We start from the raw sequence: 22,787 nt of genomic DNA, 5'->3' as shown, positions 1-22,787 counted from the left end.
TCGTTCAACTGCGAGGACACCATGCAAACCGTTGATGACATTGCCCGCGAAATTGTTCGCCGTGAAGGGGGCTATGTAAACGACCCCGACGATCCAGGGGGGGCGACAAAATACGGCGTGACAATCCATACGATGCGCCGATTGGGGTTGGATTTGACTCAGGACGGGCAGGTGGATGCCCATGATGTCAAAGCGCTGAGTGAAAACGAAGCGGTGGAAATTTTTAAAACCCACTATTTCAACAAACCGCGTATTGGGGAGCTGCCAGCCCCCTTACAGGCCAGCGTATTTGACATGTACGTCAACGCAGGGGGCAATGCGGTGAAAATTTTGCAGCGCACCCTAGCGCAGTTTGGCCATCCTGTAGTTGTAGACGGGCAGTTGGGGCCAAATTCGTTGAAAGCGGTGCAAGACGCGTTTCACAGTGCTCCTAAACACTTTGTCGATGCTTATGGCATTGCACGGCGTAATTACTATTACGCGCTTGCAGATCGGCGTCCTGCCTCGCGAAAATATGCGCGATCACGATCTGGTGGCAAAGGCGGGTGGATCAAACGGGCCGAAGAGTTCATTTCCCAAAAATACCATCTGACATTGGCTGAACACAAAAAGAGGTGCGCAAAATGGGGGTGATCCGCGATATATTTGGGCTCGGCAAGGCGGTCAAAGATGTGGCCGAAGTGTTTGTTGTCAACAAAACCGAAAACGCCGAGTTTGAACATTTGGAACACTCCGCCGCGCTCGAACAATTTGGCGAAGAGTTTCGCAGAGGGCGCGGCACGTGGTTTAACAATGTGATCGACGGGCTCAATCGTTTGCCCCGTCCCATTTTGGCGCTTGGGGCAGTTGGGCTGTTTGTGTTTGCCATGTACAATCCCGACGGGTTTTCACGCCGTATGGCGGGCCTGAACACCGTACCGCGCGAATTATGGTGGCTGCTTGGGGCGATTGTGTCCTTCTATTTCGGGGCCCGAGAGTTGCATTACGTGCGCACGGCATCACAGCGAAAAAGACCACGAATACTGCGCAATAAACGTAAAGCGCCACCAGACGACACAGACAACCCTGCCATAACAGATTGGCGCAATGATGGGGGCGAGCGGTAAACGCTGCGACAAAGCGCACTTACTTTTGGATTGTTGGTAGGTGCGGCCCTGCTATATGGTGAATTAAACCATCAAAGGCAGCCTCATGATTGCAGAAATTGGCCACCTCGCCGTTGTTCTCGCGTTTGTCATTGCTTGCGTGCAATCTGTGATTCCGCTGATCGGGGCGCAGAAAAATTGGGCAGGATGGATGCGGCTTGGGGATGGGGCGGCCATGTCGCAATTCATCCTAATCGCCATCAGCTTTGCCGCGCTTACCTACAGTTTTGTGGTATCGGATTTCTCGCTCAATTTGGTGGCAGGAAATTCGCATTCGGCCAAGCCAATGCTGTATAAAGTGACAGGTGTTTGGGGCAATCACGAAGGGTCCATGCTGCTATGGATCCTTATTTTGGTGTTCTACGGCGCGTTGGTGGCACTGTTCGGGCAGAACCTGCCAATGGCCCTGAAAGCACGGGTTTTGGCTGTACAGTCGATGATATCTGCGGCGTTTTTGGCGTTTTTGATTTTCACCTCTAATCCTTTCTTGCGGCTGGCGAACCCACCGCTTGATGGGGCCGATCTAAACCCGCTGCTTCAGGACCCTGGGCTCGCGTTTCATCCGCCGTTTTTGTATCTAGGCTATGTTGGCCTTTCGATGTCGTTTTCCTTTGCGGTTGCCGCATTGATCGAAGGCCGGGTAGACGTAGCATGGGCACGGTGGGTGCGGCCATGGACGTTGTTGGCATGGGTCACGCTCAGCATTGGGATCGGGCTTGGTTCTTGGTGGGCCTATTACGAGCTTGGCTGGGGCGGTTGGTGGTTCTGGGACCCTGTTGAAAACGCTAGCTTTATGCCGTGGCTCATCGCGGCGGCGCTGTTGCACTCTGCAATCGTGGTGGAAAAACGCGATGCGCTGAAAAGCTGGACCATTCTGCTCGCGATCCTTGCGTTTTCCTTTTCCTTGATCGGTACATTCATCGTGCGATCTGGCGTCATCACTTCGGTGCATGCTTTTGCCAATGATCCAGAACGCGGTGTGTTCATTCTGGCCATTCTGACGGTGGCGATTGGCGGGGCCTTAACGCTGTATGCGGCGCGGGCAGGGCAGATGAAAACCGGCGCAGTGTTTTCGTTTTTCAGCCGTGAAAGCGGATTGGTGATTAACAATCTTTTGTTGGTTGTGGCCACAGGTGTGGTGTTCTTTGGCACGATCTGGCCCCTGCTTGCAGAACTAATTTCGGGGCGAAAACTCTCTGTCGGGGCACCGTTTTTTGATGCTGCCTTTACGCCGTTTATGGTGGTTTTGTGCATGCTGCTGCCCATTGGGGCGATCTTGCCGTGGAAGCGTGCGCATGTGGGTAAATCTATCAAACACTTGCGCGGGGCGCTGGCCCTGTCTGTTGCGCTTGGCGTTTTGGTTTGGTCTTTGCAAACAGGCGGGCGTATGTTGGCCCCATTTGGGCTGGCATTGGCGGCGTGGTTGGTCATGGGTGCGATCCTCGATCTGTTGATCCGGGCGCGGTACACCACCGCGTCACTGCCCGAAGTTTTGCGCCGTCTGCGCAACTTGCCGCGGTCTGATTGGGGCAAAGCCGTCGCCCATGCAGGCCTTGGGTTTATGGTGTTTGGCATTGCCGCCATTACCGCATGGGAACAAGAAGACATTCGCACCGCTGCAATTGGGGATCGCTATACGCTTGGGCAATATGAATTTGTGTTCAATGCGGTCGAAAACACCAAAGGGCCGAATTACACTGCGCAAGTTGGTTCGATTTCTGTGTCAAAGAACGGCAATGCAGTTGGGGTTCTGACCCCAGAAAAACGGTTCTATCCCGTTCAACGTATGCCCACCACCGAAGCCGCCATTCACAGCACTCTGTTTCGGGATGTGTATATCTCCCTTGGGGAAGATCGTAACGGAGAGGTCTGGGCCGTCCATACGTATATCAAACCGTTTGTGGCGTGGATTTGGATCGGGTGTATCGTTATGGCCCTTGGCGGCGCGCTCAGCCTGACAGATCGACGTTATCGTGTGGCCGCGCCAACCCGTGCAAAATCAAACGCATCCCTGCAGGCCGCCGAATGATGTTTCGCGGACTGATCTTGTCTTTGTGTCTCTTGGCGACGCCCGTGTTTGCAGTGTTGCCCGACGAAGTTTTGGATGATCCAATGCTCGAAGCACGGGCGCGCGAATTGTCCAAAGAATTGCGCTGCCTTGTGTGTCGCAACGAAAACATCGACAGTTCAAACGCCGATATTGCCCGCGATCTTCGGCTTTTGGTGCGTGAGCGCCTTGTGGCTGGTGATAGCAATGCCGAAGCTCGTGATTTCATCGTGGCGCGGTACGGGGAATACGTTCTGCTAAAGCCACCGTTTTCTGCCAAAAACGCAATCCTGTACTTGGCAGGACCACTGCTGTTTTTGGGCGGTGCTTGGGTCTCGTTTTACTATATTCGTCGTCGCCAGCGCCCCGAAGAAAAAGACAAAGGGCTCAGCAAACAAGAAGCGGACCGATTGGCCAAATTGCTCGACCAGTGAAACGATGATTTCGCTTTTCAATCTGGGGCGTGCGTTTACACTGCGATCAGAAAAATAGGAGCCTGCCATGGACTATGAAACCCTTCTTTATGATCTGTCCGACAATGTGGCCACGATCACGCTGAATCGCCCTGATGTTTTGAACGGTTTGACCACGCAAATGCGTGCAGAAGTGTTGCACGCCGTTAAAAAGGCAGAGTCCGAAGCACGGGTTTTGGTGTTAACAGGGGCTGGTCGTGGATTTTGTGCGGGTCAGGATTTGGGCGATGCAGCGAAAGTGGCCAACATTGATTTAGAAGGCACTTTGCGCGACGAATACGAGCCAATGTTGCATGCGATCTTTGATTGCCGCATTCCAACCATTGCGGCGGTGAACGGCACAGCGGCAGGGGCAGGGGCGAACCTCGCGTTGGCCGCGGATGTTGTCATTGCCGCCGAAAGCGCAACGTTCCTTCAGGCGTTTTCGCGCATTGGTCTAATCCCTGATGCAGGGGGAACCTATTGGCTGCCACGCCAGATCGGCATGGCGCGGGCCATGGGCGCCGCCCTTTTTGCAGAACCCGTCAGCGCGAGCAAAGCCGCCGAATGGGGTATGATTTGGGAAGCGGTTCCAGATGCCAGCTTTAAGGCCGTTGTACAAACCCGCGCCCAGCATTTGGCCAATGGCCCGACCGAAGGCTATCGCCTGATCAAAAAAGCCATGCGCGCCAGCGTTGATCAAACGCTTTCAGAACAGCTCGAAACCGAAGCGCATTTGCAAGGCAAAGCAGGGCGCACATCCGATTTCAAAGAAGGTGTCATGGCATTTTTGGAAAAACGCAAAGCGCAGTTTGAAGGACGGTAATCGTCAACCAAAACCAGCAGCAAAGGCAAATGCAGCATCTTTGTCTTTGCGCAAGATCTCGAACTTCTTTTCGTAAGCGTCGAGCGTCATGTTGAAAGCATCCTCAAACGATGCCTTGTGAGTCATTCCCAACCCAATATTTTCCCAATATTTCAACAGCGCATCCACGCCGTATCGTTCGCCCAATAGATGAACGGCCAAGAAGGACACTTCATAATCAGTAGGGTCTCGCAGACTGTCTGTTCGGGCAATCTTATTGAGGGTTTGGTCATGTTTGTTGCCATATTCGAAAATGCGGTCAGGTGTGATAAATCGTTTGTAAGTGTCCGTAATATACAAGTTTGCCATGTAATCGGCGGATCCTTCCACCATCCAAGAGGGGCGCACTTTTGATCTCGGTGGTTTTTGGCCTTTTCGATATACGATCAGTTGCTTGGCTGCCGCGTATTCAAACTGAATACTGTGAAAATACTCATGGGCGAGCGTGTAGCCGAGCCGAACTTTGATCTTCTCGGTCCATGCAAAATCAAAGGTTTTTTCATTCTGAAAACAAACCACGATAAAGTTTTGATCTGCGTAGGCGGCAATCTCGCTCTGTTTACAGCGTGCCAAAACGTTTTTGGTGGGAACTTTGGCATGCCCACCTTGGGCCTGCATTTTACGAACACGTGCAGCCACGCGTTTTCCTGAAGATGACGCTGCCAAATCCACACGAGATGCCAAGCGAACATTATGCGCTCGGTAGTACCAATCACGTACTTTTTCCAACTCAACGCCAAGAAAAGCGCTTTGCATCAGCGCTTCGTTTTTTTCCAAATTCGGTTCATCCGCATTGATGACGGCTTTGGTTTCTGAGGGGTAAAATTTCAGCAGATCCGAACTGTGTTGCCCAAGCTTTCGACACCAAGTTACTGCATAAGTGTTCGACATTCGGGGTAGGGTTTCTAAGTCTGGGTGTCCGTTGATCGCTTTGGCAAGCGCGGCACGTGTTCGTTTTCCAAGGGATCCGTCAATAGGGCCGGGGTCTTGACCCATCGCAACCAACTGCTCCTGAACACATCTAACAAACTGATTTGCCGCAAAACTCGGGTGCGCCAACATCAAAAGCGTGGCCGTTAAAATGAGATATCTTTTCATGGAACTACTCAAACAAAACAGGCGTAGAACTGCAACGCAAAAGGCCACCCAATTTGGATGGCCTTCACAATTTAAATGTCTGTGGTTTTATGCTTGTTTGCCCGCTGCAATGGTATCGGCAAACCTGTGGTTTGTATCACGGTGCTCTGCTTCATCTTGGCGTACCACGATCACTACGTCGCGCAAACGCGCATCATCGGGCAGGTTCCAATAGTCTTTGGCAATGTCGGGCGCTGGCACGTTTTCTTGTCGTCCAGCATCGATTTCCGCCAAATAATTGGTGTAGCTGACAACCGCTTCCTCCTCCAAATACCCTACGACGCGGTGGGCCACACGCGGCGCAAACAGATAGAGAAAGAAGTACAGATTATAAAAGATCAACTGCGCCACCATGATCAACAAACGCTCAAATCGGGATGGCTCTGCGATTTTGATAAAGGTCATAAGGTGCATACGCTCGTTGTCGGCTTCGTCAATCAGCTCTTTGATCCAGCCCTGATCGTCGCGAATGTGGCGAATGGCTTTCAAATGCTGCAACAGCCCCCCCACCATGCCAGGCACAGCGGCAACCGTTTCCAAAACCACGGCGCGGTGGCCGTAACGGTTGGAAAAGAACGCATCTGCAAAAATACGCATGAATTTCACAATGCGAAACGCCAAACGATCACGGAAATCCTGTGGCACATGGTGCGCGGTCAAATGATCCGCTTCGATTTCGGGGGTTTTCGGCTCAGTCATCATTAGATTATCCTCACACTTTATACCTTAGTATTTAAGTCGGATAGAGGATTTACAAGGGACACAGCCTGCGACACTTTCACAAGAAAAAGCCGCCCCAAATAGGAGCGGCTTTCTGTGATTTCTTTGATGTTTAGCGGTCTTCGACGTCGACGTAATCGCGCAGAGTTGCACCCTTGTACAACTGGCGCGGACGGCCAATTTTCTGTGTTGGATCGCCAATCATTTCTTTCCACTGTGCAATCCAACCAACTGTGCGCGACAGGGCAAAGATCGGTGTGAACATGGATGTTGGGAAACCCATGGCTTCGAGGATGATGCCAGAATAGAAATCCACGTTCGGGAACAGCTTTTTGGACGCGAAGTATTCGTCTTCCAAAGCGATGCGCTCCAATTCCTTTGCCACTTGCAGCTTTGGATTGTTGCCAACGCCGAGCAGCTCAAGCACTTCATCCGCGCTTTCTTTCATCACGGTCGCCCGTGGATCAAAGTTTTTGTATACGCGGTGGCCAAAACCCATCAGGCGGAACGGATCATCCTTGTCCTTTGCCCGATCAATAAATTCGGGAATGCGGTCCACAGACCCGATTTCTTCGAGCATTTCCAAACAGGCTTGGTTTGCGCCACCATGCGCAGGGCCCCAAAGACAGGCGATACCCGCTGCGATACAGGCGAAGGGGTTCGCACCAGAGGAGCCAGCCAGACGTACAGTAGACGTCGATGCGTTTTGCTCGTGGTCCGCATGAAGCGTAAAGATACGATCCATTGCGCGGGCCAGAATGGGGTTCACTTCGTAATCTTCGGCCGGAACCGCGAAACACATACGCAAGAAGTTTGACGCATAATCCAGATCATTGCGTGGGTACACAAACGGCTGACCAACGTGGTATTTATACGCGTAAGCCGCAATTGTTGGCATTTTCGCGATCAGGCGGATGGATGCCACTTCGCGCTGCCATGGATCAGAAATATCGGTACTGTCGTGATAAAACGCTGACATTGCACCAACAACGCCCGTCATAATCGCCATCGGGTGCGCATCGCGACGGAAACCACGGAAGAAGTTCATCATCTGCTCGTGGAGCATTGTATGGTTTGTTACACGGTTTTCAAAATCTTCCAGATCTTCAGCGCTTGGCAATTCACCATAAAGCAACAGGTAACAAACCTCGAGGTAGTGCGATTTCCCTGCCAGTTGATCAATTGGGTATCCACGGTGCAACAATTCGCCTTTGAACCCGTCGATAAAAGTGATTGTGCTGTCACAAGCGGCTGTTGATGTGAAGCCAGGATCGTACGTGAAAACCTTACCTTCGCCATACAATTTGCGAATGTCGATCACATCCGGGCCAGCAGTTGGAGAGTACATTGGCAAATCCAATTCGGTGTCTCCAAAGGTGAGTTTGGCTGTTTTTGGACTATCTGTCATGTGACCTCTCTTTGTGTCTGCAAGCCGTTCGCCTGCTTATGTTTGTTTGCGCCGTTTGTTAGATGCCCATAGTTGCATCCTGCAGCCGGCCGAGGGTTTCCTCTCTGCCCAGTTCTGCCATCATGTCAAACACTGACGGAGATACTGTGCGCCCAGTTAATGCGGCCCGCAGGGGCTGTGCAATCTTGCCGAGCTTTAGGTCATTGGCCGCTGCGAATTCTTGCAAACAGGCCTCTAATCCTTCGAGGGTCCAAGTAGCATGCTGCAGCGCAGCAGTCAATTGCTTCAGTATACGACGGGATACTGTATCGAGCAGTTTTTCCGCTGCTTCATTTGGCGTAAACGGGCGCGTGCCCAAAACAAAATAAGCCTTTTCAAGCACATCGCCGATCTTCTTAGAGCGATCTTTGACAAGGGGTAACACCGCAGACAATTTTTCGCGATCATCAGAGGACAGAGTTATGCCATCTGACGCAGCGACAAAGGCATCAATATCTGCCATGAGTGTGGCCTCATCAGAGGCCCCAATTTGAAATCCGCTCACAGAATCGAGTTTTTTGAAATCCAAACGGGACGGAGATTTTCCCAGCCCTTTGAAATCGAACCACTCAATTGCTTGCTCTGTGCTGAACAACTCGTCGTTGCCGTGGCTCCAGCCCAAACGGGTTAGATAATTGCGCATGGTTGCAGGTGTATAACCCATATCGCGGTATGCTTCGACACCGAGCGCGCCGTGACGTTTGGACAGTTTTTTGCCGTCATCCCCATGGATTAGTGGGATGTGGGCAAACACAGGAATATCCCAGCCCATGGCACGGTAAATCAGGCTCTGGCGGCCCGCGTTGATCAGGTGGTCATCACCGCGAATGATGTGTGTGACACCCATGTCGTGATCATCAACCACTACGGCCAGCATATAGGTCGGTGTCCCGTCCGAGCGCAGCAAGACCATATCGTCAAGGGTTTCTGCCTGCCATTTTACGTCTTTTTGCACTTTGTCCTTGATACGAATTTCTCCATCGCGCGGCGCTTTTAACCGCACAACATAGGGCGCGTCAGGTGCATCTGCTGGGTCCGCGTCCCGCCACGGGCTTTGGAATAGGGTGGCATGCCCTTCGGCTCGCGCAGTTTCGCGAAAGGCTTCGATCTCTTCGGGTGTTGAGTAACACTTATAAGCCGTTCCATTGGCCAACATGTCATGGGCCACTTCGGCATGGCGATCACGGCGTTCAAATTGGCTGATAGCGTCGCCGTCCCAATCCAGCCCCAACCATTTCAACCCATCATAAATCGCCGCCGTGGCTTCGGGTGTGGATCGTTCGCGGTCCGTGTCTTCGATGCGCAAAAGGAACTTGCCACCTTGGTTTCGGGCATAAAGCCAATTGAACAGTGCAGTGCGCGCGCCCCCAATGTGCAAAAAACCAGTGGGCGAGGGTGCAAAACGTGTGACGACAGTTTGATCGGACATGTGGAAATTAACCTTTTGGAAACCATGACTTTGCAAGGTGAGCACTTCTTATGCGTCCCACCATCAAAGGACAAGCACACGATGCTGTTGCACGGGTTTCATGCGGCACTATTTGCGCAGCGCCACCGCTTTGCGCTGTGGGTTCCTGTGTGGCTGGGCGTTGGGATCAGCATATATTTTGCCATTCGGTTTGAGCCTGATTTCAACCTTATCCTGTCGGTTCTTGGCATCTGCCTTTGCTTGGTATTGGTCACAAAACTGCTGCCCGAAACCCTGCGCGTTCTGGTGTGGGTTCCGATTTTCATCGCTTTTGGGTTCTTATTGGCGGTGGCGCGGTCCCATGCAGTGGATGCGCCCAAATTGGGGTTGCATTACTACGGCCCAATCGAGGGTACGATTTCACATCTGGATCGCTCGACATCAGATAAACCTCGCGTCACGCTGATCCATCCAACGCTCAGCAAGATCAGCGCAGCACGCACCCCAGATCGCATTCGCGTTGCGCTCCATTCCAAAATCACAGGAACACCCCTGACACCTGGCGCACGTATTATGGTGACGGGCAGCTTATCCGCACCCGCTGGCCCTGTTGAACCAGGTGGGTTCGATTTTCAGCGCAAGGCGTGGTTTGATGGGCTTGGCGCGGTCGGATATTCGCGCAATCCCCCTATGCTTGCTGAACCGGCCAATCCAAACACGTTCAAACTGCGCCTGTTTGCGTTTCGAATGTGGATGTCTGGGCACATTCAAAAACAGGTAAAAGGTCAAAGCGGGGCATTTGCTGCGGCAATTATAACGGGGGACCGTAGCCAGATTGATCCCAATCTGCTCACCGACTTGCGTCAATCCAACCTCGCGCATCTCTTGGCGATATCTGGGCTGCATATGGGATTGCTGACAGGGTTCATCTTTGGCTTTGTGCGCTTTGGTATCGCCGCCGTTCCTGTTCTTGCCGTGCGCTGGCAAGCAAAGAAAATCGGCGCGGTGATCGCGTTGGTGGCGGGGCTGGCGTATCTTATGATATCAGGGGCCAATATCGCCACACAGCGAGCGTTCGTCATGGTTGCGGTTATGTTGATTGCAATCCTGTTGGACCGTCCAGCCATTACACTGCGTGCCGTTGCCATTGCTGCCACGATCATTCTCGTTGCCCGCCCAGAGAGCCTGACCCAACCTGGGTTTCAAATGTCTTTTGCGGCCACCACCGCCCTTGTGGCAACGTTTGAGGCCTTGAATAAATCCCCGATGTGGCACGGCCTTAATCGGGGGCGGTTTCGTTTTCTGTCGCCCGTGTTTTCCTTGGTTATCGCATCAGCCATTGCAGGGGTAGCCACCGCACCGTTTTCGGCGTTCCATTTCAACCAGACCGCGCAATACGGATTACTGGCCAATCTGTTGTCGGTTCCCGTCATGGGGATGTTGGTGATGCCTGCAGCCGTCATTGCGGCTGTTTTGTCTGTGATCGGTCTGCAAGGGCCTGCCTTTTGGGTCATGGGTAAAGGCATTGAATGGATACTTGGGGTGGCCAATTTTGTATCTGGGCTAGAGGGCGCCGTGATCCGTTTTGCGTCCACGTCATCCGCCACTCTGGGGCTGTTCACCTTCGGGGCACTGGTATTGATTTTGATCCAGGGGCGTGGTCGGCTAGTCGGTATTGGCCTATCAGCCATTGCCTTGGGTCTGTGGTCGCAATCGGACCGCCCACAGATGTTGATTACCGACAATGGCCGTATGGTGGGCATTGAAACGGGAAAGGGTCGCGCGCTTTCGCGGGACAAAGGAAACGGATTTGCCGCCAAGACATGGCTTGAAAACGATGGGGACGGGGCCATTCAATCCGCTGCCGCAGCGCGAATGGTTTTTGATAAATCGCAATGGCGTTACGATGTCGTTGGCCAATCCGTGTATTACGTGTGGAGCAAGTCACCAGACCCTGAAGTGTTGCGCACTGCCTGCGTAGAACATGCTTTGCTGATCTCGCCTCAAATCAAAGACAGGGTTGATGGCCCATGTCATCAAGTCAATCAAATCAGTCTACGTGAAGGTGGGGCTGTGGCGGTTTGGGCAACGCCACAAGGATTGAAACTGCAATCCGCCAAGGATGTGTCGGGACACCGCATCTGGAACGAATAAACGCGCTCCGTTGGGACGCGTTTATCAACGGTTTTCAGAGGTTTAGTATGTGCGGATCAAGCCAACGAGTTTGCCCTGAACCTTTACCTGATCGTCACGGTACACCCGCGTTTCATAGGCTGGGTTGGCCGCTTCCAGCGCAATGGCAGAACCTTTCTTGCGCAGATATTTCAGCGTGGCTTCTTGATCTTCGACCAAGGCCACAACGATATCGCCGTTATCCGCATCAGTTTGTTCATGGATCACCACAACATCACCTTCGTTGATGCCAGCCTCGATCATGGAATCGCCCTTCACCTCCAACGCATAGTGACGGCCTTGATTGTGCATCATCTGATCGGGCACGGTCACATGGTTTTGGATATCTTGGATCGCAGCAATCGGTGTACCCGCCGCGATTTTCCCCATGATTGGCAGGGAATTAGAATTCGCAGATTCGACCGCGATTGCATCACGTGGCGGATCCGTACGCGACCCTTCAATGACACGGGGTTTGAAACCGCCTGCATCAATGCTGTCAGGTAGGCGCACAATTTCGATTGCACGGGCGCGGTGAGCCAAGCGGCGGATAAATCCACGTTCTTCAAGGGCTGTAATCAAGCGGTGAATGCCCGACTTTGATCGCAGATCAAGTGCCTCTTTCATTTCGTCAAACGAAGGGGGAACGCCGTCTTTTTGCATCCGCTTGTGGATAAACTCCAACAAATCCATCTGCTTTCGTGTCAGCATAACAATCCTCCTGCGTCAAAAATATCGCGTTATGTTCGCATGTGTTCGATATTGTTCTACAAGTGTTCTTGTTTTGTGTCAAAATAAAATTTTACAGAAAGTCAAACCGAATGACCTTTTGTGGCTCAGAGCCGAATAAATTCTACCGTATCACCTTTTACTCGAGGCGCATCATCTGGATCCCGAACCATCAGTGCATCGGCCCGAGACAACACTGACAGCAAAGAACTGTCTTGGCGTGTTTCTGGCGTGCAGGTCAGCAGCCCATCTTCGATGGACAGTTGCGCGCGCATGTAATGGCTGCGCGGCCCATTGCTGGCGATATCGCGGCCCAAACGCGCCACTTCGCGCGGCATGGCAGATTTCCCAAGACCCAGCATAGCCCGCAGAGCAGGGATCAGAAACACCGTCCCACAAACCATCGAACTGACAGGGTTGCCGGGCAAGCCGATCATGGCCGTGTCACCCAAACGCCCCGCCATAAGAGGTTTTCCCGGGCGCATGGCGACTTTGTAAAACGATTGTTCCAATCCCGCTTTGGTGGCGACTTTGCGCACTAAATCATGATCCCCAACCGATGCACCCCCAAGGGTGACAATCACGTCTGCGCTTGATGCGGCTTGCAACACCGCCGCGAGGCTGTCTTCGCTGTCACTGGCAATGGGCAGAATCTGCGCGGAGCCACCGTTGGCTTCAACCAATGCTTTTAAGCCAAAGTTATTGCTAGAAATAATCTGGTCCGCACTCGGGCTTTCACCAGGCATAACCAATTCATCGCCCGTCGCAACAAGAGCAACGCGGGGTTTGCGCACTACACGAACCTGCGCACAATTCATGGATGCCAACAGTGCAATATCACCCGCAGACAACACACGCGGGGCCGCCATGATATCTCCGCGTTTGAAATCCCCACCTGCGGGGCGAATATAAAAGCTCTCATCAAGACCTGCGCCAACGGTGATCGTTTCGCCCGCGGCGGTGCAGTCTTCTTGGATCAAGATCCGATCCGCCCCGACGGGGACAGGCGCACCTGTAAAAATACGTACAGCTTGCCCCGATGTTATGGCCCCATCAAAAGCACTGCCCGCAGCACTTTCACCAATCACAGTAAGCGTTGCGCCTTGCGCCAAATCCGCGTTTTGAACGGCGTAGCCATCCATTGCAGATGACGCGAAGGGCGGCTGATCCCGATCCGCCACTGCATCTGCAGCCAAAACGCGGCCCGCTGCTTTGCGCAAAGGAACAGTTTCAGCGGAAAGCGGGGAAAACAGGTCCAAAACCTTGGACAGTGCGTCATCGACGGTAATCATTCCGCTTCAAACCGCCCAGATTTGCCGCCATCTTTCAGAACAACGCGCACATCGGTGATCTGCATGGTCTTATCGACCGCTTTGACCATGTCATAAACGGTTAATGCGGCCACATTCACAGCGGTCAGAGCTTCCATCTCGACCCCGGTTTGACCCGTTGTTTTGACCGTTGCTTCGATTTCCACACCATCTTCTACATAGCGCAGATCAACGGTTACCTTGGTAATGGCCAGCGGATGACACAGTGGGATTAGATCAGGGGTCTTTTTGGCCCCCATGATGCCCGCAAGACGCGCAACAGACAGCACATCGCCTTTTTTGGCGCGTCCTTCTTCGATCATGGCGCGGGTGGCTGCGTTCATAACAACACGGCCTTTGGCGGTGGCAACGCGGGCGGTTACGTCCTTTTCGGACACATCCACCATATGGGCCGCGCCCGTGTCATCAAAATGCGTAAGACCTGTCATCACATGGCCTGCGGGGCCCAAGGGCTCGATAACAGATCACGGGTTGCGCCCGTTACATTGTCTTGGCGCATCAAGGATTCCCCGATCAAGAAACAGCGCACACCGAATTGGGCCAGTTCGGCCAAATCATGGCGTGTGTTCAACCCGCTTTCTGACACCAGCATCCGTTCCGCAGGGGCATATCGCGCCAGCGTTTTTGACGTATCAATGCTCACGTCAAACGTTTTCAAGTTGCGGTTGTTGATGCCCAGCAATGGAGATTTTAAAATCGCCGCACGATCCAGTTCTTCGCGGTCATGCACCTCAACCAGCATATCCATCCCTTTTTCAAAGGCGGCCGCTTCCAATTCTTGGGCCTGTGCATCGGAAACCGATGCCATGATGATCAAGATACAATCCGCACCCCATGCCCGTGCTTCGGCCACTTGATAGGTGTCATACATGAAATCTTTGCGCAAACAGGGCAGGGTGCAGGCATCACGCGCTTGGGTCAAAAACTCGGGCGCCCCTTGAAACGATGGCGTGTCGGTTAGAACGGACAGACAGGTCGCGCCTCCTTCCGCATAGGCTTGCGCCAATGTGGCAGGATCAAAATCTTCTCGGATCAGACCTTTGGATGGGCTGGCTTTTTTCACTTCAGCAATCAAACCATATCCGCCAGATGTGCTGGCCACGCGCAATGCCTCGGCAAACCCGCGCGGTGGTGTTTGATCCCCTGCCAGCGCTTCGAGTTCAGCCAACGAAACTTCTTCTTTTGCTTTGGCCACTTCTTCGAGCTTATAGGTCTTAATTTTTTCTAGGATATCAGCCATCTGCGGCCTCCGTTGTAATCTGGGCCAAAGCGTCGAGCTTTTGTTGCGCGGCGCCACTGTCAATGCTGTGTGCCGCCATTTCAACGCCTTCTGGCAAGGTTGCGGCTTTGTCTGCAACAACCAATGCGGCGGCGGTGTTAAACAGGACCGCATCGCGATAGGCGGACTTTTCACCCTTTAACAGATCGCGCAGGGCTTGGGCATTGTGGGCAGGGGAGCCGCCAACGATCGATTCAAATGGATGCTCTGGCAGGCCCGCATCTTCGGGGGCGATTTCGGACTCTGTGACCGCGCCGTTTTCCAATTTTGCCACCCAAGTAGGGCCCGCGATTGAAATTTCATCTGTGCCGTCTGAGCCATGAACCAGCCATGCTTTTTCCGACCCAAGCTCCAGCAAAACCTCCGCCATGGGGCGGATCATGTCTTTGGAAAATGCACCAGTCAGCTGGCGTTTTGCGCCTGCTGGATTGGTCAGTGGGCCAAGAATATTGAAAATCGTGCGTGTGCCAAGCGCTTGGCGTGCGGGCATCACGTGACGCGTTGCAGGATGGTGCATGGGTGCCATCATAAAGCCGATGCCACAAGTGTTTATGGCCTTTTCAACCACTTTGGGGCCGACCATCACTTCAACCCCCAATTCACCAAGCGCATCTGCCGTACCCGATTTCGAAGACAGATTTCGGTTGCCGTGTTTTGCAACCACAACACCAGCACCTGCGGTGACAATCGCAGTGGCGGTGGAAATGTTCAGGGTTGATTTCCCGTCACCCCCTGTGCCCACGATATCAATCGCCCCCTCGGGTGCGGACACCGCATTGCATTTCGCGCGCATCACAGCGGCAGCCGCAGCATATTCCGCCACAGATTCACCCCGCGTGCGCATCACCATTAACAATCCACCGATTTGTTCAGGCGTGGCATCCCCATTCATGATAATTTCAAACGCTTCGCGGGCCTGTGCGCCGCTCAAGGGGCCATCAATGGCCGCTGCGATCAGAGTTTTTAGTTGAGTGCTCATGCAGGTTCCAATGCCATATCAAGAAAGTTCTTCAGCAGGGCATGACCGTGTTCCGAGGCGATGCTTTCGGGATGAAACTGGACACCATGAATGGGCAGCGTTTTGTGCTGTAACCCCATGATCGTTCCATCCTCTAACCAAGCTGTCGTTTCCAAACAGTCAGGCAGCGTTTCTTTTTCCACGACCAAAGAATGATAGCGTGTGGCATCAAACGGAGTGGGCAGCCCTTTGAACACAGATGTATCAGAATGGTGCATCTTACCCATTTTGCCGTGTACGATTTCATGGCAGCGCACCACATTGCCGCCAAAGGCTTGGCCAATCGTCTGGTGACCCAAACACACCCCCATCAGCGGCATTTTTGTTTCCGCTGCGGCCATGGTTAGGGGCAAACAAATACCAGCCTGATCTGGGTCGCAAGGACCAGGGGACAGCATAATCGCATCCGCGCCCATGCCCATAGCATCTTGGACGGTGATTTCATCGTTGCGTTTCACCACAACATCCGCGCCCAATTCGCCGACGTAATGCACCAAATTATAGGTGAAGCTGTCGTAATTATCTATCAAAAGCAGCATATTGCCTGTCCTCGATCCGCGCAGTTTTAGGGGTGATCCCACTTGATTTGTGCGTTATACATTGCTCACGGGCGTGGTCCGAGGTCAAGAGCACCATCATAAGAAAACACACGCCACACACAGGCAAAGAGGCACCAGATGGCAATCGGTGGAAAAACACTTGGAATCGTATCAGGTTTGGCAGTCGGATTAACCTCTGGCGTCATTTTGGCGGCGCTAAACCCGATTGTGCCCCCCAAGGGCAAAGTCGATGCAGATGTGACTGCGAAACAGGCCGATGCCGCCGCAACAGAAACGGAATCTGCCGATCCAGCCTTACCCAAACTGAGCATGGTGGAGCCAAAAACAGACGAAACAGTTGATGCGCCAGAGGTGGCAGATACCACTGAACCGGAGCCAACTGTTGAAGAACCCAAAGTTGTTGAAGAACCCAAAGTCGCAGACGTAGAAGCCCCGGAAATCGCACCGCTCGATCAATCAAAACCGCCAAAACTGTCTGATGTTGAGTCTCTTGGTCCTGTAGAAGATCCAGACACAGAATTGGCCATGGTGCTGCCTGAAAACACCTCAGCGGTTGATGTGGACGCTGCACCAGAACAACCAACAGCGGCGCAAGGGGATGACAGCCCAACACTCTCCACAACACCTGCGGACGCGGTTCAACTGGCCGAGCCAGAATTAGAAACCGACAGCCCCAGTGTGGCAGAGGTAGAGCCAAGCGAAAACACAGATGTGCAGACCGCCACAGTTGCCGATCCTGAATCCGCAGATGAGCCGCTCGAACTGGCCACCAATGCGCCAAGCGTTGCAACACTCCCCGACATCACGGACCCCGAAAAACCAGAAACCGCCGCTGTAGCTGTGCAAGACGCGGTTGAAGAAGAAAAACCAAACACATCTGGCACGTTTAAAACAACAGGCGGGTCGATCATCACACGCGGGGCGCAACTGCCCAAGATTGGCAAAGAGTCCGAAACGGGTTTGGCGGCGCTGCGTACGGGTAAATCCAACAGTCGGTTTAAAACCATTGGCGACAGTGTTGTTGAGCAAGAACCGACAGAAACCACAAATGAGGACAACACGGATGCAGGCGCTTTGGTGCGCAATGCCAATGATTTCCCCGTTACGGATGATCCATTGATGTCTATCGTGCTGATCGACAACGGAAAAATTTCCGATCAATTGCCTAGTTTGCAAGGCTTGAACCTGCCGTTGACGATTGCTGTGTCATTGGATGAACCAGATGCAGGAAACAAGGCTCAGATGTACCGTGATGCAGGGTTTGAAGTGCTGGCCATGACGCCGCGCAACGTCAAACTTTCCCTATCAGGCGGGCAATCAAACGCCCAAGTGGCAGAATTGCTCGCAGAGTATTTCGAGATTATGCCAACGGCGGTTGGTCTGATTGATCGTCCATCTGCTAACTTGCAAAAAGACCAACGTCTATCACGTGCTGTGGTCAAACACTTTGCCACTTCGGGCCACGGTTTGGTGACTTACGCGGGTGGGTTAAACGGCACTAAACGCATTGCAGAACAGGAAAACGTCGCAAGCGCGACGATTTTCAGATTTGTCGATAAATCGGGCGAAGCAGGGCCAGTCATCACTCAACAACTGGATCGCGCAGCACGCGAAGCCCGATCAAAAGGAGCGGTGATGATTATGGCCACCCCGTCCAAAGCAACGCTCGGCACACTTCTCAGCTGGAGCCTCAGTTCCAAAGCACGGGCTGTTACGCTCGCCCCAGCATCCGCAGCTTTGTTGAAAAACTGATGGTTTAAAAGTTGCCGCCAGAGGACACGAAGTCTTTTGCGTCTTCCGCTGCTTTGCGCAACGCGTTGGATTTGTTGACGGTTTCTTGGAATTCCGCCTCAGCGTCACTGTCATAAACCACACCGCCACCCGCTTGGATGTACAGCTTTTGATCTTTCAACACTGCTGTGCGCAGAGCAATGGCAATGTCCATTTCCCCATTTGCAGAGAAATACCCACACCCACCGCCGTACACACCGCGTTTTTCTTTTTCCAACTCGTCGATGATTTCCATCGCGCGCACTTTGGGTGCCCCAGATACTGTCCCCGCTGGCATACCCGCCAACAGTGCTGACAGCGCATCATGATCGTCAGACAAGTCACCCACAACGTTCGAAACAATGTGCATCACATGCGAATACCGCTCGATGATGAACTTTTCGGTGGGATGAACGCTGCCCACTTTGGCAACACGGCCCACATCGTTGCGGCCCAAATCCAGCAACATCAAGTGTTCTGCCAGTTCTTTTTGATCGCTCAACAGGTCCTGTTCCAACGCACGATCTTCGGCTTCATTTTTGCCGCGATGGCGCGTGCCAGCAATCGGACGGATTGTGACTTCGCCTTCTTTCAAACGAACGAGGATTTCAGGGCTGGCCCCCACAACCTGAAACCCACCAAAGTTAAAGAAAAACATGAACGGGCTAGGGTTGGTACGACGCAATGCGCGATACAGGCTAAACGGGGGCAGTTTGAAATCCTGCGCCCAACGTTGGCTGGGCACCACTTGGAAAATATCGCCCGCCTTAATGTAGTCTTTGGCCTTGGCGACAATGTCGAAATATTCGTCTTTTGTGGTGTTTGAAACAGGTTCACCGACCGAATTTTCGATATCCGTGACAGGGGTGGACATGGGGATAGAGCGTTCCAAATCCCGCGCTGCATCCATGACCCGTTCTGCCGCTTGATTATATGCGGCGCGGGCTGACAACCCGCCAGCCACCCAAACAGGGGACACAACTGTAATTTCACCTTTAACACCATCCACCACCACCACCACGGATGGGCGCATCATCACCGCATCGGGCAGGCCAAGGGGATCGGGGTTTACATTGGGCAGATGTTCCACCTGACGGATCATGTCATAGCCAAGATAGCCAAACAGACCTGCTGCAATCGCTGGTAACCCTTCTGGCAGATCAATGTGGCTTTCTTCAATAACTGACCGCAGCGCAGTAAGGGGGTCGCCCTCCATGGGTTCAAAGGCTTGGGCATCAAATCGTGCTTGGCGGTTAATCCGCGCATGATCGCCGTGACACTGCCAAATCAGATCAGGCTTGAACCCGATACAGGAATACCGACCGCGTACTTCGCCGCCTGTCACACTTTCGAGCATAAAGCTGTCTTTTTGCGCCTGCGCGAGTTTCAGCATTAAGGACACTGGCGTGTCCATGTCAGCCACTAAACGTGTATAGACAACCTGATTGTGGCCCGCGTCGTGCTGTGCCTCAAACGTGTCAAAAGAAGGGACAAGCGCGCTCACTAGTATCCACCGCCCAAAATTTGCTGGTTTACCTGATTGATGATGTTTTGATCCAAGGCCACGCCCGCATCTGCCTGCAAAGCATCAGAAAAGTAATCCAGAATGTCCAACGACACTTGCGCATCAATCTGCTCTTTGATCCGATCCAGCGCCACATCGTTACCGTCTTGGTCTGGGTCGAAATCAGTGATGTTTGTCAGGCGAACCAAAATCGCTGCGTTTCCTGCGTCAATCACAGTCACGTCCCCCAGCTCTAACGTAAATACCTCAGAAACCGCTGTCGGTGGCAATGCTTCGATAAAGCTGGTGCGTGTGATCCCGTCTACGGCTGTCAAATCAACACCAACAAAAGACAGGTCTCCACCTTGCTCGAGCCCAGGTTTGAACCGTTCCGCCAGTTCCAGCAGGGCTTCGTTGGTTTTGACAGCACGCCAATCTGCAATCAGCTTATCCCCAACTTCATCTTGTGGAATCTGTGCTGGTTCTTCAATCCCGTCCAAGCGCACGGCGAAAACGCCGCCATCGCTCAGGTCGAGGATTTCAGGAAAGTCCCCTTCGTTAAGGGCCACAACCGCAGTGCGGAACGTGTTGTAGCCAGCCAAAGGATGTTCAACACCGTTAAAGTAATCAATCGTTCCAACTTGAACGCCTTCGATTTTGTTCAACTCTTCAAGGCGCACACCACCGGCCAGTTCGTCATCCAAATCGCCAACCAAATCCACCACCAAACGGCGTGCGCTTTCGCCCGCTAGTTCGGTCCGTAGTTCGTCGCGAACCTCTTCAAACGGTGTGTTGTCCGCTTGGATCACGGCGTTGATGCGGAACAGGGCAGGGCCGAGCGAAGAGTCGACAGGACCAACAACACCTGGTTCCTCTTGGCTAAACAGCAAATCCGCGGCAGCAGGGCTCAGACCCGTGCGATCAACTTCGCCCAAATCCACATCTGTTTCGGCCAAACCCCGTTCGGCAACGATTTCAGAAAAGGTTGCGGATCCTGCATCAAGACGGTCCCGCGCGTTTTGTGCTTCTTCCACAGTTGGGAATACCAGTCGATCCACAGCGCGTTGCTCTGGGCGGTTAAACCGATCTGATTGCAAATCATAGCTTTCGCGGATCTCTGCATCATCCACATTCACTTGATCCAGCAGGTCTGCTGGGTTCAACCATGCGTATGTCACCTTACGAGTCAGCGGCGTCATGTAATCCGCTGCTTGTACAGTATAAAACGCATCAAGTTCTGCTTGCGTTGGGTCTGCTACAGGTGCTGCAAGGTTCGCTTCGCTCAGCGCAGCCCATTCAAATGAACGCTCTTGTTGGGCGAAATTCAACAGGGTCAACGCCATGGTTGTGTCGCTGTTTACACCCCCAACAACTGCGTTTTGAACCAAAACACGGGCATTTTCCTTGCGCACTTGTGTTTCAAAATCATTCGCGCTCATGCCCATTTGGTTTTCAAGGAAATAGCGATAGGTCTCTTGGTCAAACCCGCCATTCAAACCCTGAAACTGTACGCTGTTGCGAATGCTGTCGCGCACCATATTGTCTCCAACGGACAAACCAAGGTTGGCTGTCTCATTGTCCAGCGCCGCTTGAGCCGCGACCGCATCAAGAACTTGTTGCTGTACATTCAACTGATCCAGTTCAGCAGGTGTAAGGGCGCGGCCAAATTGTTGGCTCAGGCGCGCCGATGCTGCGCGATACGCGCGTGCATAGGTGTTTACTTCGATGGGTTCTTCCCCAACAGTCCCGATTGCGGTTACATTTGCCCCGCGCAAGCTATCTAAACCAAACCCAAAGGTCAGGCCAAACATCAGCAAACCCATAATGATCCACATTGTCTTGCTTTGACCGCTACCGCGCATGCTGTTTAACATCGATTGGACCCTTTTAACCTTATGTCAGGCGCAGGTTTTAACAGCCACAACGCGCAAGGCAAGCGGCAACCGTTAAATGCAGCCTCAACATGTCGTTATGGCATGGAAAAACTGGACAATCGGTCAAACAACTTACCGATACCCGCGCGATCAATATTGGCGAATGCGATGCGGAAATGCCGTTCGGCGTGGCCAGTTCCGCCCTCAGCCAGAGTTGGGCTGAACATAGTGCCTGGAAGCGCCAAGATGGCGGCCTCCTCCACCAGTGCTTTTGCCACATCATGCGAAGACGCTTCAAACGGATGTTCGGCATAAGCAAAATACGCGCCGCACCCTTTAAGCGTCCAGCCTTCAAGCGATGGAAACCCTTCGATCATGGCCGCGCGACGGTCCAAAATCTCGCGCCGCTCTCCGCCTAGCCAATTGCCTAGATTTTGCATCCCAAACAACGCACCACGCTGACCCAATTGGTTTGGACATATGGTTAGCGTGTCGAGGAATTTTTCCATTTCTGCCAATCGCGCAGTACTGGAAATAATGGCCCCCACGCGATGCCCTGTCAGGCGATAGGCTTTGGAAAAGGAATACAACTGGATCAACGTGTCCTGCCAATTATCCTTGGCAAACAGCCCATGGGGCGCGCCCGTCACAGAATGAAAATCGCGGTAAGTTTCGTCAATCACCAGCGAAATGCCCGCATTTTTAGCGACTTTAAAAAAGGCATCGACCAGCGCAGAAGGGTATTCCACCCCACTTGGATTGTTTGGCGTCACCAGAATGATGGCTTTGACCTTGTCGTCAATCAACTCTGCCGCCTGTTCTGGAACGGGCAACATATCATCGCCACACATAAGAACACGGCACTCGATCCCCGCCATATCAAGCCACATTTTATGATTGAAATACCAAGGGGCTGGTAAAATCACTGCGTCCCCTGGACCACACAGCGATGAAATCGCCGCACAAAACGCCTGATTGCAGCCAGAGGTAATGCCAACGTTTTCAGCATCCAGTTTGCCGCCATAAGCTGCGGACCATTGCTGCGCCACTTCGGCACGCAACTCAGGAAAACCCAAAACGGCCCCGTACAGATGCGCCCCCGCATCATTCAGCACCGCATCCGCCAGTGCTTCACGCAAAGGGGCAGGGGGCGGATCAACAGGGGCGGCTTGGCTGACGTTGATTAGCGGCATTCCGTCAGAAAACGTTTTTCCATCCACCCAGCGGCGCGAATCCATAATGGGTGAAGACATGGTTGCGAACAAATTAGGGTTCACTGGATTAACTGACATAGGTGTTTCCTTTACGGCTTTGATCAGAACCTAGCGT

The 22,787-nt window shown here is 53.0% G+C and carries 20 protein-coding genes; 7 read left to right on the top strand and 13 right to left on the bottom strand.

Features of this window, described 5'->3' with window-relative positions; genetic code table 11:
• The first annotated feature begins 21 nt into the window (after positions 1-21).
• The 5 genes from QBD29_RS10190 to QBD29_RS10170 all read left to right on the top strand — a co-directional run bounded on the left by QBD29_RS10190 (position 22) and on the right by QBD29_RS10170 (position 4,470).
• Positions 22-633, top strand: a complete 612-nt coding sequence (locus QBD29_RS10190) for a holin-associated N-acetylmuramidase (RefSeq protein WP_280097986.1) — start codon at positions 22-24, stop codon at positions 631-633.
• Positions 624-1,106, top strand: coding sequence for a holin family protein (locus QBD29_RS10185; protein WP_280097985.1), 483 nt, complete (start codon positions 624-626; stop codon positions 1,104-1,106). The genes QBD29_RS10190 and QBD29_RS10185 overlap by 10 nt, the downstream gene beginning before the upstream one ends.
• 85 nt (positions 1,107-1,191) lie before the next feature.
• On the top strand, positions 1,192-3,174 hold the full coding sequence (locus QBD29_RS10180) for a heme lyase CcmF/NrfE family subunit (RefSeq protein ID WP_280097984.1): 1,983 nt from the start codon (positions 1,192-1,194) through the stop codon (positions 3,172-3,174).
• Positions 3,174-3,626 (top strand): cytochrome c-type biogenesis protein CcmH, encoded by a 453-nt coding sequence (locus QBD29_RS10175; RefSeq protein ID WP_280100953.1) that lies wholly within the window; start codon positions 3,174-3,176, stop codon positions 3,624-3,626. The genes QBD29_RS10180 and QBD29_RS10175 overlap by 1 nt, the downstream gene beginning before the upstream one ends.
• Positions 3,627-3,693: 67 nt before the next feature.
• Positions 3,694-4,470, top strand: coding sequence for an enoyl-CoA hydratase-related protein (locus QBD29_RS10170; RefSeq protein ID WP_280097983.1), 777 nt, complete (start codon positions 3,694-3,696; stop codon positions 4,468-4,470).
• Positions 4,471-4,473: 3 nt separating this feature from the next.
• Here QBD29_RS10170 and QBD29_RS10165 read toward each other — a convergent pair whose 3' ends face one another.
• The 4 genes from QBD29_RS10165 to gltX all read right to left on the bottom strand — a co-directional run bounded on the left by QBD29_RS10165 (position 4,474) and on the right by gltX (position 9,242).
• Positions 4,474-5,607, bottom strand: a complete 1,134-nt coding sequence (locus QBD29_RS10165; RefSeq protein WP_280097982.1) for a hypothetical protein — start codon at positions 5,605-5,607, stop codon at positions 4,474-4,476.
• Positions 5,608-5,694: 87 nt separating this feature from the next.
• Positions 5,695-6,348, bottom strand: coding sequence for an alternative oxidase (locus QBD29_RS10160; protein ID WP_280097981.1), 654 nt, complete (start codon positions 6,346-6,348; stop codon positions 5,695-5,697).
• A 130-nt stretch (positions 6,349-6,478) separates the two neighbouring features.
• Positions 6,479-7,774 carry a citrate synthase gene (gene gltA, locus QBD29_RS10155; protein WP_280097980.1) on the bottom strand — a complete coding sequence of 432 codons (1,296 nt, stop codon included), beginning with the start codon at positions 7,772-7,774 and terminating at the stop codon, positions 6,479-6,481.
• A gap of 58 nt (positions 7,775-7,832) precedes the next feature.
• The gene (gene gltX, locus QBD29_RS10150; protein ID WP_280097979.1) at positions 7,833-9,242 is read right to left on the bottom strand and encodes a glutamate--tRNA ligase; all 1,410 of its coding nucleotides are present in this window, start codon (positions 9,240-9,242) and stop codon (positions 7,833-7,835) included.
• Positions 9,243-9,266: 24 nt separating this feature from the next.
• On the opposite strand from gltX, the gene QBD29_RS10145 reads away from it, so the two are divergent.
• Positions 9,267-11,375, top strand: a complete 2,109-nt coding sequence (locus QBD29_RS10145; protein ID WP_280097978.1) for a ComEC/Rec2 family competence protein — start codon at positions 9,267-9,269, stop codon at positions 11,373-11,375.
• A gap of 42 nt (positions 11,376-11,417) precedes the next feature.
• Here the strand turns inward: QBD29_RS10145 and lexA are convergent, their stop codons facing one another.
• The 6 genes from lexA to QBD29_RS10115 all read right to left on the bottom strand — a co-directional run bounded on the left by lexA (position 11,418) and on the right by QBD29_RS10115 (position 16,289).
• On the bottom strand, positions 11,418-12,104 hold the full coding sequence (gene lexA / locus QBD29_RS10140) for a transcriptional repressor LexA (RefSeq protein ID WP_280097977.1): 687 nt from the start codon (positions 12,102-12,104) through the stop codon (positions 11,418-11,420).
• 125 nt (positions 12,105-12,229) lie between these two features.
• Positions 12,230-13,414: a gephyrin-like molybdotransferase Glp gene (glp, locus tag QBD29_RS10135; protein ID WP_280097976.1), complete on the bottom strand. Its 1,185-nt coding sequence runs from the start codon at positions 13,412-13,414 to the stop codon at positions 12,230-12,232.
• A complete protein-coding gene (gene moaC, locus QBD29_RS10130) occupies positions 13,411-13,881 on the bottom strand; it encodes a cyclic pyranopterin monophosphate synthase MoaC (RefSeq protein WP_280097975.1) in 471 nt (156 codons plus the stop codon). Before moaC ends, glp begins: the two co-directional genes overlap by 4 nt.
• Complete coding sequence (trpC, locus tag QBD29_RS10125) at positions 13,881-14,693, bottom strand: indole-3-glycerol phosphate synthase TrpC (RefSeq protein ID WP_280097974.1); 813 nt, start codon at positions 14,691-14,693, stop codon at positions 13,881-13,883. Before trpC ends, moaC begins: the two co-directional genes overlap by 1 nt.
• Positions 14,686-15,711 (bottom strand): anthranilate phosphoribosyltransferase, encoded by a 1,026-nt coding sequence (trpD, locus tag QBD29_RS10120; RefSeq protein ID WP_280097973.1) that lies wholly within the window; start codon positions 15,709-15,711, stop codon positions 14,686-14,688. Before trpD ends, trpC begins: the two co-directional genes overlap by 8 nt.
• Positions 15,708-16,289 (bottom strand): aminodeoxychorismate/anthranilate synthase component II, encoded by a 582-nt coding sequence (locus QBD29_RS10115; protein ID WP_280097972.1) that lies wholly within the window; start codon positions 16,287-16,289, stop codon positions 15,708-15,710. Before QBD29_RS10115 ends, trpD begins: the two co-directional genes overlap by 4 nt.
• 138 nt (positions 16,290-16,427) lie before the next feature.
• Here QBD29_RS10115 and QBD29_RS10110 point away from each other — a divergent pair, with 138 nt between their 5' ends.
• Positions 16,428-18,062 carry a divergent polysaccharide deacetylase family protein gene (locus QBD29_RS10110; RefSeq protein WP_280097971.1) on the top strand — a complete coding sequence of 545 codons (1,635 nt, stop codon included), beginning with the start codon at positions 16,428-16,430 and terminating at the stop codon, positions 18,060-18,062.
• A 4-nt stretch (positions 18,063-18,066) separates the two neighbouring features.
• On the opposite strand, the gene trpE is transcribed toward QBD29_RS10110, so the two are convergent.
• The 3 genes from trpE to QBD29_RS10095 form a co-directional block, all read right to left on the bottom strand.
• Entirely contained in the window at positions 18,067-19,584 is a 1,518-nt protein-coding gene (trpE, locus tag QBD29_RS10105; RefSeq protein ID WP_280097970.1) for an anthranilate synthase component I, read from the bottom strand.
• The gene (locus QBD29_RS10100; protein ID WP_280097969.1) at positions 19,584-21,458 is read right to left on the bottom strand and encodes a SurA N-terminal domain-containing protein; all 1,875 of its coding nucleotides are present in this window, start codon (positions 21,456-21,458) and stop codon (positions 19,584-19,586) included. Before QBD29_RS10100 ends, trpE begins: the two co-directional genes overlap by 1 nt.
• A 95-nt stretch (positions 21,459-21,553) precedes the next feature.
• On the bottom strand, positions 21,554-22,750 hold the full coding sequence (locus tag QBD29_RS10095) for an aminotransferase (protein WP_280097968.1): 1,197 nt from the start codon (positions 22,748-22,750) through the stop codon (positions 21,554-21,556).
• Between the last annotated feature and the right edge of the window lie 37 nt (positions 22,751-22,787).

Source organism: Amylibacter sp. IMCC11727, from assembly GCF_029854195.1.
Classification (GTDB): domain Bacteria; phylum Pseudomonadota; class Alphaproteobacteria; order Rhodobacterales; family Rhodobacteraceae; genus Amylibacter.
The sequence above is the reverse complement of the archived record's forward strand: the minus strand, read 5'-3'. Positions and strand labels throughout refer to the sequence as shown.